This is a genomic window from Rhodococcus sp. G6(2025) (assembly GCF_058628105.1).
The window spans coordinates 846,585-862,720 of record NZ_CP179750.1; the positions used below are offsets into that span (position 1 = coordinate 846,585).

Here is a 16,136-nt window from a genome sequence, read left to right on the forward strand (position 1 = left end):
CGCCCGCGGGACGGATCTTTCTCGTTTCCACGACAACACACGGCGCCCGGATCTCAACGGAGAGAATCTATGAGCTCGACCACGTCCACGCTCGCACTGTCCCTGCCGGAAGGCTATGTCGAAGAACGGGATCGGCCGCCAGTTCCCGACGTCGCCATCCTCGACCGCTTGACCACCGACGCATTCGACCTGCACGTCCACACCGTCGGACCGAACGAGAACCGGCAACTGCGGGTCACGCTCTACAGCGGAGGCTCGACCGTGTCGCTCGAACGGGTGCTGCGGCTTCTCGGGAGCCTCGACCTCGAGGTCGAGGGTCAGCGGACGTCGGTGTTCCGCCGCGCCGACGGACTGGTGTGCCGGCTCTACGACTTCCGGGTGTCCGCGGGACCGCTCGTCACGTCCGCGGTGGCGTCGGGATCCGTCGAACCCGAGGCCGTCCTGGAGACGTTTCGCGCGATGTGGTCGGGTTGCGCGGAGGCGGATCGGTTCAACGTGCTGGTGCTCGCTGCCGGCCTGGACTGGCGGGAGGTCGTGCTCCTGCGCGCGTACGCACGCTTCCTGCGGCAGAGTGCTCTGCCCTACGACCAGGGCCGGATCGAGGCGGTCCTGCTGTCGCGTCCCGAGTTCGCGTCCGCGCTCGTGGAGCTGTTCCACGCGCATTTCGATCCATCCCGTCCCGGTGGCGGCACGTCTCGCGACGACGACGTCGAACAGTGTGCGCGCCGGGTCGAATTGCTGCTCGCAGACGTGGAGGGCCTCGACGCCGACCGTATCCTGCGCGCCTACTCGGGCCTCGTCGCGGCGACGGCCCGCACCAACTTCTATCGGGACGGAGCGCTCGGCCCCGCTCGTCCTCAGTTGTCGCTGAAGTTCCGCTCCGGCGAGATCGACGAACTTCCGCGGCCACGGCCGTTCTACGAGGTCTTCGTGTATTCACCGGACATGGAGGGCGTGCACCTGCGATACGGACCCGTCGCGCGCGGCGGGCTCCGCTGGTCCGACCGCCTCGACGACTACCGCACCGAGATCCTCGGACTCGTCAAGGCGCAGGCAGTGAAGAACGCCGTCATCGTGCCCGCGGGCGCCAAGGGCGGATTCGTCGTGCGCAACCCGTCGTCCACCGGCCAGGACTGCTACCGCCAGTTCATCTCCGGGCTGCTCGACGTCACCGACAACCGTTTGGGCACAGACGAATCGGTACATCCTGACCGGGTCGTCTGCCGGGACGGCGACGACCCCTACCTCGTGGTGGCGGCGGACAAGGGCACTGCCACGTTCTCCGACGCCGCCAACGACGTGGCCCGGACGTACGACTTCTGGCTCGGTGACGCCTTCGCGTCCGGCGGTTCGGTCGGCTACGACCACAAGAAGATGGGCATCACCGCGAAGGGTGCGTGGGTGAGCGTCACCCGGCATTTGGCCGAACTCGGAATCGATGTCGACCGTGACAGTTTCACGGTCACGGGGATCGGCGACATGAGCGGCGACGTCTTCGGGAACGCCATGCTGGCGAGTGCCGGCATCGGGCTGGTCGCCGCGTTCGACCACCGCCACATCTTCGTCGACCCCACCCCCGGCAGGGAGCAGGCCTGGCAGGAACGCCGCCGGCTGTTCGAGCTGCCGCGGTCGTCGTGGGCCGACTACGACCGGACCCTCATCAGTGAAGGCGGCGGCGTCTGGTCGCGTGAGAGCAAATCGATTCCGGTGAGCAGCCAGATGCGGACGGCGCTCGGTCTCGCCTCGTCGGTGACGACGTTGACGCCGCCGGAGATGATCCGCGCCATCCTCGCCGCCCCGGTGGATCTCCTGTTCAACGGCGGCGTCGGGACGTACGTCAAGGCCTCGTCGGAGTCGCACACGGACGCGGGCGACAAAGCGAACGACACCGTCCGGATCGATGCACGCCGGCTGCGTGCACGCGCTGTCGCCGAGGGCGGCAACCTGGGCATGACGCCGCTCGCCCGCATCGAGTTCGCCCGGACGGGTGGGCTCGTCAACACGGATGCACTGGACAACTCGGCCGGAGTGGACTGCTCCGATCACGAGGTGAACATCAAGATCCTGCTCGACTCGCTGCCCGTCGACCGGCGGCTGGACCCGGTGCGGCGCTCGGACCTGCTCGGGGCGCTCACCGACGACGTGTCCGAACTCGTACTCGCCAACAACCGTGCGCAGAACCGGGTACTCGGCGACGCCCGGTCGAACGCCCACCGGATGGTGGACGTGCACTCGAGGATGGTGAACGACCTGGTCGACAAGCGCGGTCTGGACTGCGACCTGGAGGCGCTTCCGAACCCCGAGGGTTTCGCCGAACTGTCGGAGGCAGGCCTCGGGCTGAGCTCGCCGGAACTGGCGACCCTCCTCGCCCACGCCAAGCTGGATCTGAAAGCGGAACTCGAGGATACGGACGTCTTCTCCGACGGGTACTTCTCCGAGCGGCTCGGCGCGTACTTCCCGGCCGCGCTGCGCACCGTCCTTCCCGTCGACGCGCACCCCCTCCGCCAGGAGATCCTCGCCACCGAGATCGTGAACGACATCTTCGCCCGCGGCGGACTCACGTACGCGTACCGGCTGCGTGAGGAGACTGGGGCCGGGCCCGCGGATGTGGTGCGCGCGTTCGCCATCACGTCGGAAGTGTTCGGGCTTGCGCAACTCTGGTCCGACATCGCCGCGGCGAAACTACCACCGGCGACGGAGTACGAACTGGTCGTCGAGGCCCGCCGGCTGCTCGACCGGGCGTCGCGGTGGTTCCTCGCCAACCGTCGGCAGCCGCTGTCGGTGGACGCCGAGATCGACAATTTCCGGCGCCACGTCCACACGCATTCCGGCGACGTCGGCGGATGGCTCCGCGGCGCGGAGGTGCTGGCGATGGAGGACACGCGTCGCTCCTACGACGAGGCGGGCGTCGAGACGTCCATCGCCCGTCGTATCGCGGACGGCCTCTACCGGTTCAGCCTGCTCGACATAGTGGACGTCGCCCGCGAACTGGAGCACGACGTCCCCGAGGTGGCGCCGCTCTACTTCGCCCTCTCCGATCACCTCGGCGTGGATCGATGGCTCATCAAGGTGTCGGCGCTTCCGCGGGGCGGGCGGTGGCACACCCTCGCCCGGGTGGCGCTGCGGGACGACCTGTACCGCTCCGTCCGCCTCCTGACCCGGGACGTACTGTCGTCGGGGGCGCCCGGTGACGAACCGGACTCCCGGATTCTGCTGTGGGAGAGTACGAACCGGGCGAGAATCGAGCGTGCTCGCCGGACGCTGTCGGAGATCGACGCCGCGTCCACCCACGATCTCGCGTCACTGTCGGTCGCGGCCAATGCGCTTCGCGCCTGTGAGTACTTATTAACGTCGGGGGGGCTGTTTCAAATTTCCGGGTCGGGGTGTCCGCGTGCCGCGGCGCCCCGACCTGATGTTTCTTGGATAATGTGTTGGTGGCCAAGGGGTATCGACCGGTGAATCGTGATCAGCAGTTTTTGTTGCCACCGGACATGCGGGAGTGGGTGCCGCCCACGCATCCGGTGTGGACGGTGATCGAGATCGTCGACACCCATCTCGACACCAGCGCTTTTCACGGCTCTCGCCGCACCGGGGGTGCCGGGCGCGCCGGGTACGACCCGGACATGCTGGTGACCCTGCTGATCTGGGCGTGGTCGCGGGGGGTGCGGTCGTCGCGGCAGATCGAGCGGGCCTGCTCGGAGGTGGTGTCCTACCGGGTGATCTGCGCCGGCGACACCCCCGATCACGTGACGATCTCACGGTTCCGCAAGGACAACCACACCGCCTGCGAGGCCCTGTTCACGCAGGTCCTGATCCTGGCCGCACGGTTGGGTCTGGGCCGACTCGAGACGATCGCGTTGGACGGGGTGAAGATCGCCTCGAACGCATCGAAGGACGCCAACCGCACCGAGGACGGGCTGCGCCGGGCAGCCGAGGCCGAGGCCGCGCGGATCGCCGCCGCCGCGGTGGCCGCGCACGCCGCCACCGATGACGCCGATGACGACCTCTACGGCGAGGACGATCCGGGCCCGGGACAGGTGCCGGCGGAGTTGGCCGATCCCAGCACCCGCTCGGCCCGGATCGCCGAGGCATTGGCCCAGCTCGACGCGGAGAAGGACGCCGAACGGTGCGAGCGGGACCAGAAGGCGCAGGACTATCTGGCCCGGCTCGACGCGGGCCAGACGGTGATGGGCCGGGTGCCGGTCGGGGCCGAGGTCGCCGCCGCCGAGCGGCGTCTGGCCGAGGCGGTCGCCGCCCAGCACGCGGTGATCGAGCGGTTCCAGGGTGGCACCGAGGCCGGGGGCGGGGGCACCCGGTTCGCACCGAAGCCGGTCGAGAAGCACCACCTGGTCCGGCGCCGGCGCACCGAACTCGACACCGCCCTCCGCAAACAGGGTGAGCGCGCCGCCGCCGCCGGGCAGCGGCGCCGCAACACCACCGATCCCGATTCGCGGTTGCAGCCGCTGCGCGGCGGCGGCTGGGTGCAGGGCTACAACTGTCAGGCCTTCACCAGCGAGGACGGGTTGATCCTGGCCACCGGGGTCGGGACCGGCCCGGCGGACTACGACTATTTCCCCGAGATGGTCGACAAGGCCGGGGCGGCCGCGCACCTGATCGACACCACCCGACGTGGGAAGGAACCGACCGGCACGAGCCCGGAGGAGCTGATCGGGGTGATGCTCTTCGACGCCGGCTACTGCTCCCGCGAGAACCTCACCGCGCCGGGCCCGGACCGGTTGATCGCCACCGGCAAATCCCGTCACCTCGAGGCCGCCGCCACCGCTGATCCGGTTACCGGACCGCGACCGCCGCAAGCGGATCCGATCCAGGCCATGACCCACCGGCTGCGCACCGAGGCCGGTATCGCCACCTACCGCAAACGCTCACCCATCGCCGAAACCGTGTTCGGGCACGCCAAACACAACCTCGGATTCCGCCGCTTCACCAGCCGCGGACTCGACCGCGCCCGCAGCGAATGGGCGTTCCACGCCGCCGTGCACAACCTCGGCAAGATCCTCACCCACCTGACCGGCGGCACCCCGCTCCCGGCCACCCCCTGACCCGGCGGGGGCCACCCCCGCACCGGCACCCACCTCGGCACGAGACACCCGCACCCGGACCGCCCTCACTCAATTCCGCAACAGCCCCCGGGCGGTTAACAAGTACTCACGGGCGCGAAGCGCACGACGACGCCGGGGCGCAGGAGGGCGGGGGGAGTGCGTTCGGCATCCCAGATCGGTTCGTCGGTGGTGCCGATGAGTTGCCAGCCGCCGGGCGAGCTGCGGGGATAGATTCCCGTGAACTCCCCGCCCAGAGCCACGGTCCCGGCGGGGACGGAGGTCCGAGGCGTCGAGCGGCGCGGCACGTGCAGCTCGGGTGCGCCGCCGGTGAGGTAACCGAAACCCGGGGCGAAGCCGCAGAACGCCACCGTCCAGGGTGTTCCGGTGTGTGCGGCGACGACGCCGTCGACACCGAGACCGGTCAGCTCGGCCACGTCCTCGAGGTCGGGACCGTCGTAGCGCACCGCTATCCGGATCTCGTCCGGGGGATCCTCGGCGACCGTCTCCTCCGGTTCCGTGGTCCGCACCCACTTGGCGACGCGGTCGCGGCTGGTCGCGCCGTGGTCGAACCGCACCAGGATGGTGCGCGCCGCCGGGATCACCTCGACGACCCCGGGTGGCCGGGAGTCGTCCAGCGCACGAAAATACGCGAGCACGGTGCCGAGGTCCTCGAATTCGGCGAGGACCGCGCTTTCTCCGACGTCGAGCATGCGCATCACACGAACGGCTCCACCGTGATGCCCTCGGTGTCGAGCAACGACCGGATGGCGGTGGCCATCTCGACGGCTGCGGGCGTATCGCCGTGGACGCAGACGGATTCGGCGGTGACCGCGAGGACCGTGCCGTCGACCGCTTCGAGGGTGTGATCGACGACGAGTCTGCGGACCCGTTCGGCCACCACCGCGGGATCGTGCAGGACGGCCCCGTCCGTCGTGCGTGGCACCAGCGTCCCCTCGGGCGTGTACGCGCGGTCGGCGAACGCCTCGGTGACCGTCCGCAGTCCGGCCTTCTCGGCCTCCTCGAGGAACACGGAACCGGGCAGACCGAGGACGGGCAGCGTCGGGTCGTATGAGTGGACCGCCGCGACCACCGCGCGGGCTTGCTCGCGGTGGTGGACGATCGCGTTGTACAGCGCGCCGTGCGGTTTCACGTACGCCACCGCGGAGCCGGAAACCTGGGCGAGACCGTCGAGGGCGCCGATCTGATAGACGATGTCGGCCGTCAGGTCACGCGGCGCGACGTCGATGAACCGGCGCCCGAACCCGGCGAGATCGTGGTAGCCGACCTGCGCGCCGATCCGGACCGTCAGCTCGGACGCCGCCGAACAGGTGGCCGACAGGGTCGTCGGATCGCCCGCATGAAAACCGCAGGCCACGTTGGCGCTGGTCACGAGCTTCAGCATCGCCAGGTCGTCGCCGAGGGTCCAGGCGCCGTAGCTCTCGCCGAGGTCGCTGTTCAGATCGATTGCCGGCACATATTCGATACTAGGGTTCCGAGTGCCGTCTTGTAGATTCTCTCGCGGGGGAGGGCGGAACCGGTGAGGGTCCTGCTGCGTCAGTACAATTGACCGTGCGTGGTGGACTGCGCGCCATCGGAGGGGGAAACGTGACCGACCCGGCATACATCAAGGATCCCGAGAACTTTCACTCGGATCAGTGGGATCATGCGAGGATCGCGAGCGCCGTCGCCGGCATGAATGTCGAGAACGTCAGCGGCATCGCACGAGCCTGGGCCGAACTGGGGACGACGGCCCACGATGCGATCGTCGAGTTCAGCGACGCGATCAAGAAGACGATCAGCGGGAGCTGGCACGGTGCTGCCGCGTCGGCGGCCTACGGCGAGACCGAACGGTACTCGACCTCCGCGCCGCAGGCGCAGCAGCAACTTCACGGCGTGGCGGACGCGCTGACGCCGCTGGCGGAGACGGTCGCGTCGCTTCGGTCGCAGGTTCCCGAAACCATCGGCACCGGACTGTGGGACAAGTTGACGCCCTGGGACACGGACACCGAAGACGAGTACTACCGGCGCGAGGGCGAAGCGCGCGAGAAGATGGCCACGATCTACAACCCCGGACTCGCGACGTCGGACGGCAACGTCCCGTCGTTCACGAAACCGGAGAGCATCGTCGACGTTCCCTCGGGTCCGGCCGGGCCCGGTGGCGACTACCCGAGCGGCGCCCCGAGTTCGAGCGACCGGCTCGGCGGACCGAGCGCCGGGCAGCCCTCTCTTGGCGACGTGCCCGTGAGCGACCCTTCCGCCGAGCCCGGAGTGGACGGCGCGCCCGCTGCGGACGGCACGCAGCAGAATGCGGCCACCGCGCCGTCGGCTGCCACCACACCGGCGACGACGGCCCCTGCCTCGGCGTCGGGGGATCAGGCGCAGAGCCGGACGGGCATGCCTTCCACCGCCGATTCGTCCTCGGGTGCCGGCTCGCGATCCGCAGGTGTGGGTGGGGCTTCCGGTGGCGGCGGACTGGGAGTCGGCGGACTCGGCGGTGGCGTCGGTGCCGGGAATCAGCCGGGGGCCGTGGCCCGGCCCGGCACCGCACCCGGGGTTCCGGGGGCCAACGCCGGAGGTCGCGCGGGTGCCGGGATGCGGGGCACCGGCCCGATGGGCGGGGGAATGATGGGCGGCGGAGGAGCTGCCAAGGGCGGCGGCGAGGACAAGGAACACAAGACGCCCGACTACCTGATCACCCTCGACAACGGCAACGAATTGATCGGCAAACTGCCCCTCGTCTCGCCGCCGGTGATCGGCGCATGAACATGCGCAATTGGCGGCTGCGTCCCGAACTGTTCGACGCCCTGTGGGCCGGCACCGGGCAGGATCGCATCCCGTACCCGTTCCGGATCGTGAGCGCGCACCCCGGGCTCAATGCGTATGTCGCCGAGCAGAACCGGATACGCGAAGCGTTCGCGGGAGCCGAGCACGACGATGTGAGGTCGGCGTTGGGTGTGCTCGCCGACCCCGACGTGTATGTCGAGATCTCCGGTTCGGCCGCCGACGAGATCCCGATCCGCATCATCGGTGCGCAGCACCGGCAGTGGGTGGTGATCGCGTCGCAACTCCCCGGCCGGGCACCGCAGATCGGTGGCGACGTGGTGATCGGCGCCGGTGCGGCCGGGCGGCTGGGCGCCCAACTGATCGGGCTGATCCCGCAGAACGCCGCCGGCCGCCACCGGTTCCAGCGGCGCGACGAACAGGACACCCACTTCTCTCAGGGAATCCTGCAGGAGGTCAATCGGGCGGCCCCCGCCCCGCGACTCGAATCCGCCGTACAGAAGGGATACGCGGGACGCGGGAAGATCCGCGTCTTCCGCGGCCCCCGCTACGGCACCGGCAGGGACGTCGGCGTCATTCACTGGATCGACATCGCCGGCGACGGACGCTACGCGATCGGCCCGCACGACCCATCCGCTGCGCACCCGGCAGGCCCCGAACAATTCGTATCCTCGCTCGACACCCTGATCAGGGTCGGTACCACTCCTCGAGCGGGGTCGGTCGGTGCCCGCGGTTGGTAGATTGCCACGCGCCGGCGATTGCACAGGTGGGGACACAGCACGACACACGGAGGGGGCACCGACATGGCGGGGCCAGAAGCACCGGAAGCCGGATGGAAGGCTTTCACCGAGAACATCACCGGGGGAGGCAGGCTAGAACTCGACCCCGCAGGCATAGAGCAGTGCATCAAGCTGTGCGATGACCACGCGCGGCGCATGGGGGAACTCGCAAACCGGGCGCGCCACGAACTGCGCGCAACGGACTTGGGTATCGGTGAGAAAGACATCGAGTCCGCGCGGGAGTTGGCGCGCAAATTCGACGAGAAAGCAATCGGGGGAGGCGGCATCGGCACAGCGAACACTGCGGTCGGATTGCTCACCGCGCATCAGTCGTACGTGAAGGATATGAAATCGATGTTCGAAGCAGTTCTCGCCAGCTATACCGCGCAGGATGATGCCATCGCTGCAAGCCTCGGAACCGCAGGATCTGAGCTGTGAATACTCGCGTACGGCGCTTCGCATGGCCGTTCGTAATTGCCATGGGCGTATTGGTCGCTGGTGGCTGTGCGGAGCCGGTCGGCGGACAGGCGGACGAGACGCCAGTTCCTGAGATCACATTCCATCCGTGCGACGGATTCTCTTCGGAAGCCCTCGCGGCTGTCCGCCTGGATGCCCGGCCACCCGACCGCATGCCGGATCGCGACAATCCACAGAACTTCGGCTGCGGATTTCAGTCGCAAGATTCGTATTCAGGGGTCGTCGTTTCGGCAATTGGTGAAGGGCCCGCCAGCGTGAAGAGCGACGACCGCTTCGACGTCCTGAGTGAGACCGAGATCGGCGGGCGGCGTGCTCTGGTGTCGGATTTCCGCGGCGGTAGTGCGTGCACGGTGTCGGTGGCGATCGAGCCGGGGATTCTGGAGTTCATGATCGGGTACAGCGAGTTGGAGGATTTCACGACCGTCGACGCGGCGTGCGATCAGGCGACGAAGGTGGCTACGGCGTTGGCGCCGTATTTCCCCGACCACCTGTAGGGCGGCTCAGTGCGTGTGTGCGTGGGTGGGGGTGATGCGTCCCGCGTTCTTGCGTCGTGAGGATCCGCTGAGCCGGCACACGAGGTAGATGACGAACGAGATCGTGGTGACGAAGCTCGATACGGGCACTCCGGGTGCGAGGGACAGCAGGATGCCGCCGACGGCGGCGAGTTCGGCGAACACGATCGACAGGATCGTCGCCTTGAGTGGGCTGGCGGTGACGTAGGCGGCGGCCGCGGCCGGGGTGATGAGCAGCGCCATCACCAGCAGTGCCCCGACGATCTGGACGCCGAGGGCGGCCGTGATGCCGACGAGGACGGCGAACACGATCGACAGCGCACGGACGGGGACGCCGCGGGCTTCGGCGACGTCGGGGTCGGTGCTCGCGAACAGGAGGGGGCGGTAGATGAGGCCGAGGACCCCGATGACCAGGACGGCGCAGAGCAGCAGTAGCTGGAGGCCGCTGTCTCCGGGCGCCACGATCTGACCGATCAGCAGGGAGAAGCTGGTGCCGGTGCGCCCTTGGTACGACCAGATGAACAGCACCGACAGACCGAGCCCGAAGGCCATGATCACGCCGATAACCGAGTCACGGTCGCGGGCCTTCGCGCCGAGCAACCCGAACAGGACCGCCGCGACCACCGACCCGGCGATAGCGCCGGCCCCGACGCTGACTCCGATGAGCAGGGCCGCCGACGCGCCGGTCAGCGACAGCTCGCTCGTGCCGTGCACGGCGAACGACATCTGCCTGCTGACGATCAGCGGGCCGATGGCTCCTGCCAACAGGCCGAGGATGGCACCTGCGATCAGCGCTTGCTGGACGAAGTCGTACTGCAGGAGGTCGACGGTGGCCGAGACGTCGAACATGTGCGACATCGCGTCGGTGAACTTGTTGCTCATGCGTGTCCCTCGTCCGTGTGGTGCACACCCTCACCGGGGCGGAGGCCGCCCGCGCTGCCGAGCGCGTCGATGGCGTCGCCGGTGCCGATGACGACGAGGCGGCCGCGTACGTGCAGCACCTCGACGTCGGTGCGGTACAGCTCGGACAGCACCTCCGACGTCATGACCTCTTCGGGTTTGCCGATGCGGAACTGTCCGTCGACGAGGTAGAGCACGCGGTCGACGAGGGGGAGGATCGGGTTGATCTCGTGGGTGACGAACAGCACCGCGGTGTCGTGGGTGCGGCGCCGCCGGTCGATGAGTCCCGACACGAGATTCTGGTTGGCCAGGTCGAGGCTGAGCAGCGGTTCGTCGCACAGCAGGATCTGGGGGTTGCCGACGAGGGCCTGCGCGATACGCAGTCGTTGCTGCTCACCGCCGGACATGGAACCGATCGGGGCGTCCGCGTAGTTCTGGGCGCCGACTTCGCTGATGGCCGCGTCGACGATCGCCCGGCGCCGGCCTCGCCGGAGGATGCCGGTTCCCCACTGGTGGCCGTCGACGCCGAGGCCGACGAGGTCGCGGCCCCGCAGCGGCAGCCCGTCGTCGAGCGACTTCTGCTGGGGGATGTACCCGACGTGCGAATTGCCCTTCCGCGCCGGGGATCCGGCGATGCGCGCGGTACCGGAGCTGAGGGCGAGCTGGCCGAGCAGCACCTTCAGCAGCGACGTCTTGCCCGACCCGTTGGGTCCGAGGACGGCGACGAATTCGCCGGGTTCCACGGTGAGGTCGAGGTCCTGCCAGAGTGTGCGTTCGCCGAAGGACAGTCGCGCCCCCGTCAATTCCAGTGCGGGGACGCGACCGTTGCCGGCGTTCTTCGAAGTGGGTTCTGTCACAAGCCGATCAGTTCTATTGCAGAGCCGCAGCAAGCGACTCGGCGGTGTTGGTCTGCCACTGAATGTAGTCCAGGCCTTCGGGCAGGGTTTCGGTCACCTCGACGACGGGGATGCCCGCAGACTCGGCCGTGGCCCGCACGTCCTGGGTGACCCGGTCCTGCGTCTGCACGTTGTAGACGAGGGCCTGCACCTGCTTGTCGGTGAGCAGCTGTCGTGTCGCGGCGATGGCGGCGGGTGCGGGGTCGTTGCCGTTCTCGATGGCGCTCGTGAAGTCGGGCGGGGTGACGTCCTTCAGGCCCGCGGACTGCAGCAGGTAGTAGGCGATCGGTTCGGTCTGGGCGACGGGTGCGTCCTTGTGCGCTGCCGCGATGCCGTCGGTGATCGCGGAGATCTGCTCGAGCTGACCGTGGAAGGTGGCGGCGTTGGCCTTGTAGGCGTCGGCGTTGTCGGGGTCGAGTTGGCCGAGCTTGTCCGCGATGGACTGCGCGGTGGCGTCGACGGTGTCGACGTCGAACCAGACGTGCTCGTTCACGTTGCCGTGGTCGTGGCCCTCGTGCGAGTCGCCGCCCTCGGAATGTTCGTCCTCGCCTGCGTGCGCGCCGCCCTCGAGGAGGTCGAACGCGTTGACGGTGAGCTGGTCGCTGTTGCCGGTGCCGATGATGTCGTCGACGAAGTGGTCGTACCCGCCGCCGTTGTAGACGATCAGGGAGGCGTCGGTGAGCTTGGCGGCGTCGGTGGGGCTCGCCTCGAACGAGTGCGGGTCGGACGACGGTTCGGTGATGATCGAGGTGACGTCCACCTTGTCGCCGGCGACGGCCTGCGCGACGCTGCCCCACACGTTCGTCGACGCGACGACGGTCAGCGTGCCGTCACCGGTCGTGTCGGAGCCGCACGCGGTGAGGGTGAGGGCCGCGGCGAACGACAGCCCGACGGCCGCCGTGGCGGCACGAAAACCTGAGGAAGCGCGCACAGAAAACTCCTGACCGAAGACGAACGCTAAACGCTATTGGAAACCGTTACCGTTGCACTTTAGCGGATAGGTCCTGGTAGTGCACTTTCGGTGCAGCCCCGACGCGCCCGAACGCGGGCCAGGTACTAACGTCCCCCTATGCCCAGGTCTCGACAGCCTCGTCGCCAAGCCACGCTGGCGTCGCTCGCGGCCGAGCTCAATATTTCGCGAACGACGGTGTCCAACGCGTACAACCGGCCGGATCAACTCTCCGCGGAACTCCGCGAGCGGGTGCTGCAGGCGGCCAAGCGCCGCGGCTATCCCGGCCCGGACCCGGTGGCACGATCCCTGCGCACCCGCAAGGCCGGTGCCGTGGGACTGCTGCTCACCGAGGCTCTCAGCTATTCCTTCCGCGACCCCGCCGCGATGAGCTTTCTGTCCGGATTGGCCGAGTCGTGCGAGGCGGCCGGGCAGGGTCTGTTGCTGATTCCGGCGGGCCCGGGTCGCGAGGAGGCGGACGCCGCCGCGGTCGTGCAGCAGGCGGGCGTCGACGGGTTCGTCGTGTACTCGGTGGCGGACGACGACCCCTACCTCGCGGCGGTGTGCGAGCGTCACCTGCCGATGGTCGTGTGCGATCAGCCGCGGGAAATCCCGGGGGCGTCGCTCGTCGGGATCGACGACCGCGGCGCGATGCGGGGCCTCGCCGACTATCTGATCGGGCTCGGCCACCGCGACATCGGCGTGCTGAGTATGAGGCTGGGGCGCGACCGCTCGGACGGGGTCGCCGACGCCGAGCGTCTGCGCTCACCGAACTTCCACGTCCAGCGCGAACGCATCGAGGGAGTGCGCGACGCCATGTCCGACGCCGGCCTGGACCCTCGGACGCTGACCGTCGTCGAGCGGTTCGAGCACACCGGGAAGTCGGGGCACGCCGCTGCCGCGCAGGCGCTCGGCGTGAATCCGCGGATCACCGCACTCGTGTGCACCACCGACGTCCTCGCGCTCGGCGCGCTGGACTGGGCGCGCTGGCAGGGCATCGACGTGCCCGGCCGGCTGTCGATCACCGGATTCGACGGAGTCGACGACGCACTGCGTGAGGGCCTGACCACCGTGCGGCAACCGCAGGAGGAGAAGGGTCGCCGGGCAGGTGCCCTGCTCATGTCCCCGTCGCACTCCGGTGTCGCGACCGTCGAGATGCTCGAGACCGAACTGCTGCGGGGTTCGACGGCCGGGCCCGCCAAGCGCTGACCCGGCCATCCCATACGCGCTAGGCCAGGAGCTGAGCGCAGCGCAGCAGTCCCAGGTGGCTGTACGCCTGGGGGTGGTTGCCCAGCGACCGCTCGGCGACGGGGTCGTACTCCTCGCTGAGCAGTCCGGTCGGGCCGGCGGCGTCGACCAGTTGCGCGAACAACGCCTCCGCTTGCGACCGCTGACCGATCAGCAGGTACGCCTCGACCAGCCACGCAGCGCAGAGGTGGAACCCGCCCTCGGTGCCGGGCAGCCCGTCGTCGTGGTGGTACCGGTACACGGTCGAGCCGCTGCGCAGTTCCGCCTCGGTGGCCGTGACGGTGGCGGCGAACTTCTCGTCCGACGGGTCGATCAGCCCGGACAGTCCGATGTACAGGGTGGCGGCGTCGAGGTCGGTGCCGTCGTAGGCGGCGGTGTACGAGCGGACCTCGTCCTTCCAGCCCTTCTCGCGCACCTCCTCGGCGATCTTGTCGCGCAACGACGTCCAGCCGGGCTCGACGTCGCGGCCGAAGTGCTCGGCCAGCGCCACTGCACGGTCGACGGTGACCCAGCCCATCACCTTGGAGTACACGTGGTGACGCGGGTTGTCGCGGATCTCCCAGATGCCGTGGTCGGGTTCGAACCAGCGGCGTTCGACGGCCTCGACCATGGCGCAGACCAGTTCCCAGTCGCGGTCGTTGAGCGCCACCTCGACGCCCTGCTTCTCGCGGGCGTGGGACAGGTCGTGGATGAGTTCGACGATGGGTCCGAACACGTCGAGTTGCACCTGCTGGTTGGCCGCGTTGCCGATGCGGACCGGCCGCGAGCCCGCGTAGCCGGGCAGCGAGTCGATGACGGCCTCGGGCGGCAGACCGCCACCGTGCAGCGTGTAGAGGGGGTGCAGGCGTTCGGGGCCGGGCAGCGTCTCGAGGACGTCGTGCACCCAGTCGAGGTAGCCCTCGGCCTCGCTCAGCGAGCCGAGGCTGACGAGCGCGGACGCGGTGAGCGCCGCGTCGCGCAGCCAGCAGTAGCGGTAGTCCCAGTTGCGGACGCCGCCGATCTCCTCGGGCAGCGAGGTGGTGGCGGCCGCCATGATCGCTCCGGAGTCGACGTGCACCAGACCGCGGAGGGTGAGGGCGGAGCGCTTCATCAGGTCAGGTTTGAGCGTGGGCAGGGTGAGGCTCTTCGCCCAGTCCGACCAATACGATTCGGCCAGCGCGCGACGCTCCTCCTCGGGAGTCTCCGACGGTCCGAGTTCTTCGGTGCCGCACCGCAATTCCAGGACGACGTCGCCGCCGGACGGGTCGACGACGGCATGCGCGGTCTGCTGGTTGCCGTCGGACGTGACGTTCCACTGCACGCCGGGGGAGCGCAGCACGATCGGCTCGTTGGTGCCGTGCACCCGCAGTCCCTCGGAGACCGCCTCCAGGATGACCTGGCCCTGCCCGAATTCGGGCCGCGGTGCGAACGTCACGACGGCGGCGGCCTGCCCGCTGATCACCCGGGTCAGGTCGGTGCGGCCCTGGCGGACGTCGTGCGGCAGGTAGTCGGTGACGGAGAGGCTGGCCCACCGTGTCTGCACGGTCATGGTGCTGTCGATGTACCGCTGGCTCAGCGGCAGTGCGCTGCGGTGCGGGCCGACGCTGAAGTGGCCGGCTTCCGGTCCGCCGAGCAGATGCGCGAACACGGACGCCGAGTCGGGTTCGGGATGACACAGCCACGTGAGGGTCGCGTCGGGGGTGACGAGGGCGACGGTCCGCGGGCTGGCGAGCATGGTGAGGCGCTCGATCGGCGGGGCGTGTGCCCCGGACAGCCAGGTGCGGCGCTCCTCGAGCAGGAACGCGAGGGCCGCGGCCACGTCTTCGGTGGTCGACACCCGGAACTCGGCGAGGCTGTCGCCGGGGCCCACCTTCACGCCGAGGTCGGGGCCTTGGAGACGCGCGAATGCCTTCTCGTCGGTGACGTCGTCGCCGACGAAGACGGCTGCCGTCGCACCGTCCTGGTGGCGGATCAGGTCGAGCGCGTGGCCCTTGTCGGTGGCGACGACGGCCAGTTCGATGACGGACTTGCCCTCGGTGATTTGCACGCCCACGCGCTGTCCGGCATCGGCGCGCACCGCGGCCAGGGCCAGGGCGCCTTCCTCGGCGTCGGCGTTGCGGACGTGGAGGGCGACGCTCGCCGGTTTCGCCTCCACCGACGTACCGGCGTGCAGCGTGGCGATCCGGGTGAGTTCCTCGGTGATCTCACCGAGAAGTTTCTTGGCGTCGGCGTCGATCGCATGGATGAATCCGATGTCGAATTCCGAGCCGTGGCTGCCGACCAGTTGCACCTCGGCGGGCAGCCGCGACAGCGCGGCGAGGTCCTTGAGTGCGCGGCCCGAGATCACGGCCGCCGTCGTTCCGGCGAGGCTGGCCAGGGCGCGGAGAGCGCGCACCGATTCGGCGTGGGGGAACGCCTTCTCGGGGTCGGAGACGATGGGGGCCATCGTGCCGTCGTAATCGGAAGCGACGAGCAGGCGAGGGGTCCGCGCAACCCTCGAGAGGGCACGACGAAGTTCGATGGGCAGATCATGGGCGCTCACATGTTCAAATCTA

General features: G+C 69.1%; 13 protein-coding genes. 7 read left to right on the plus strand and 6 right to left on the minus strand.

The features are described 5' to 3' along the window. Positions 1–69: 69 nt before the first annotated feature. Together ACLIVD_RS04105 and ACLIVD_RS04110 are read left to right on the plus strand one after the other, a co-directional pair. Positions 70–3,459, plus strand: coding sequence for an NAD-glutamate dehydrogenase domain-containing protein (locus ACLIVD_RS04105; RefSeq protein WP_491931982.1), 3,390 nt, complete (start codon positions 70–72; stop codon positions 3,457–3,459). Further along, a complete protein-coding gene (locus tag ACLIVD_RS04110; RefSeq protein WP_491932845.1) occupies positions 3,429–5,060 on the plus strand; it encodes a transposase in 1,632 nt (543 codons plus the stop codon). Before ACLIVD_RS04105 ends, ACLIVD_RS04110 begins: the two co-directional genes overlap by 31 nt. Positions 5,061–5,155: 95 nt before the next feature. Here ACLIVD_RS04110 and pxpB read toward each other — a convergent pair whose 3' ends face one another. Next, positions 5,156–5,776, minus strand: a complete 621-nt coding sequence (gene pxpB, locus ACLIVD_RS04115; protein WP_491931983.1) for a 5-oxoprolinase subunit PxpB — start codon at positions 5,774–5,776, stop codon at positions 5,156–5,158. Continuing rightward, positions 5,776–6,534: a LamB/YcsF family protein gene (locus ACLIVD_RS04120; protein WP_491931984.1), complete on the minus strand. Its 759-nt coding sequence runs from the start codon at positions 6,532–6,534 to the stop codon at positions 5,776–5,778. Before ACLIVD_RS04120 ends, pxpB begins: the two co-directional genes overlap by 1 nt. Positions 6,535–6,665: 131 nt before the next feature. Here ACLIVD_RS04120 and ACLIVD_RS04125 point away from each other — a divergent pair, with 131 nt between their 5' ends. The 4 genes from ACLIVD_RS04125 (at position 6,666) to ACLIVD_RS04140 (ending at position 9,591) form a co-directional block, all read left to right on the plus strand. Continuing rightward, positions 6,666–7,823: a hypothetical protein gene (locus ACLIVD_RS04125; protein ID WP_491931985.1), complete on the plus strand. Its 1,158-nt coding sequence runs from the start codon at positions 6,666–6,668 to the stop codon at positions 7,821–7,823. Further along, positions 7,820–8,581: an ESX secretion-associated protein EspG gene (locus tag ACLIVD_RS04130; protein ID WP_491931986.1), complete on the plus strand. Its 762-nt coding sequence runs from the start codon at positions 7,820–7,822 to the stop codon at positions 8,579–8,581. The genes ACLIVD_RS04125 and ACLIVD_RS04130 overlap by 4 nt, the downstream gene beginning before the upstream one ends. A gap of 63 nt (positions 8,582–8,644) precedes the next feature. Further along, on the plus strand, positions 8,645–9,058 hold the full coding sequence (locus ACLIVD_RS04135; RefSeq protein ID WP_317570788.1) for a hypothetical protein: 414 nt from the start codon (positions 8,645–8,647) through the stop codon (positions 9,056–9,058). Next, positions 9,055–9,591 carry a DUF3558 domain-containing protein gene (locus ACLIVD_RS04140; RefSeq protein ID WP_317570789.1) on the plus strand — a complete coding sequence of 179 codons (537 nt, stop codon included), beginning with the start codon at positions 9,055–9,057 and terminating at the stop codon, positions 9,589–9,591. The genes ACLIVD_RS04135 and ACLIVD_RS04140 overlap by 4 nt, the downstream gene beginning before the upstream one ends. A 6-nt stretch (positions 9,592–9,597) precedes the next feature. Here the strand turns inward: ACLIVD_RS04140 and ACLIVD_RS04145 are convergent, their stop codons facing one another. Genes ACLIVD_RS04145 through ACLIVD_RS04155 form a run of 3 tightly spaced genes read right to left on the minus strand, consistent with a single transcriptional unit; the run spans position 9,598 to position 12,336 of the window. Then, positions 9,598–10,491: a metal ABC transporter permease gene (locus tag ACLIVD_RS04145; RefSeq protein ID WP_005566094.1), complete on the minus strand. Its 894-nt coding sequence runs from the start codon at positions 10,489–10,491 to the stop codon at positions 9,598–9,600. Continuing rightward, positions 10,488–11,366: a metal ABC transporter ATP-binding protein gene (locus ACLIVD_RS04150; RefSeq protein ID WP_061043582.1), complete on the minus strand. Its 879-nt coding sequence runs from the start codon at positions 11,364–11,366 to the stop codon at positions 10,488–10,490. Before ACLIVD_RS04150 ends, ACLIVD_RS04145 begins: the two co-directional genes overlap by 4 nt. Before the next feature lie 13 nt (positions 11,367–11,379). Beyond that, entirely contained in the window at positions 11,380–12,336 is a 957-nt protein-coding gene (locus ACLIVD_RS04155) for a metal ABC transporter solute-binding protein, Zn/Mn family (protein ID WP_491931987.1), read from the minus strand. A gap of 138 nt (positions 12,337–12,474) precedes the next feature. Here ACLIVD_RS04155 and ACLIVD_RS04160 point away from each other — a divergent pair, with 138 nt between their 5' ends. Further along, entirely contained in the window at positions 12,475–13,563 is a 1,089-nt protein-coding gene (locus tag ACLIVD_RS04160; protein ID WP_283334926.1) for a LacI family DNA-binding transcriptional regulator, read from the plus strand. Between the two features lie 19 nt (positions 13,564–13,582). Here ACLIVD_RS04160 and otsB read toward each other — a convergent pair whose 3' ends face one another. Next, the gene (gene otsB / locus ACLIVD_RS04165; protein WP_317570792.1) at positions 13,583–16,123 is read right to left on the minus strand and encodes a trehalose-phosphatase; all 2,541 of its coding nucleotides are present in this window, start codon (positions 16,121–16,123) and stop codon (positions 13,583–13,585) included. Positions 16,124–16,136 lie beyond the last annotated feature (13 nt).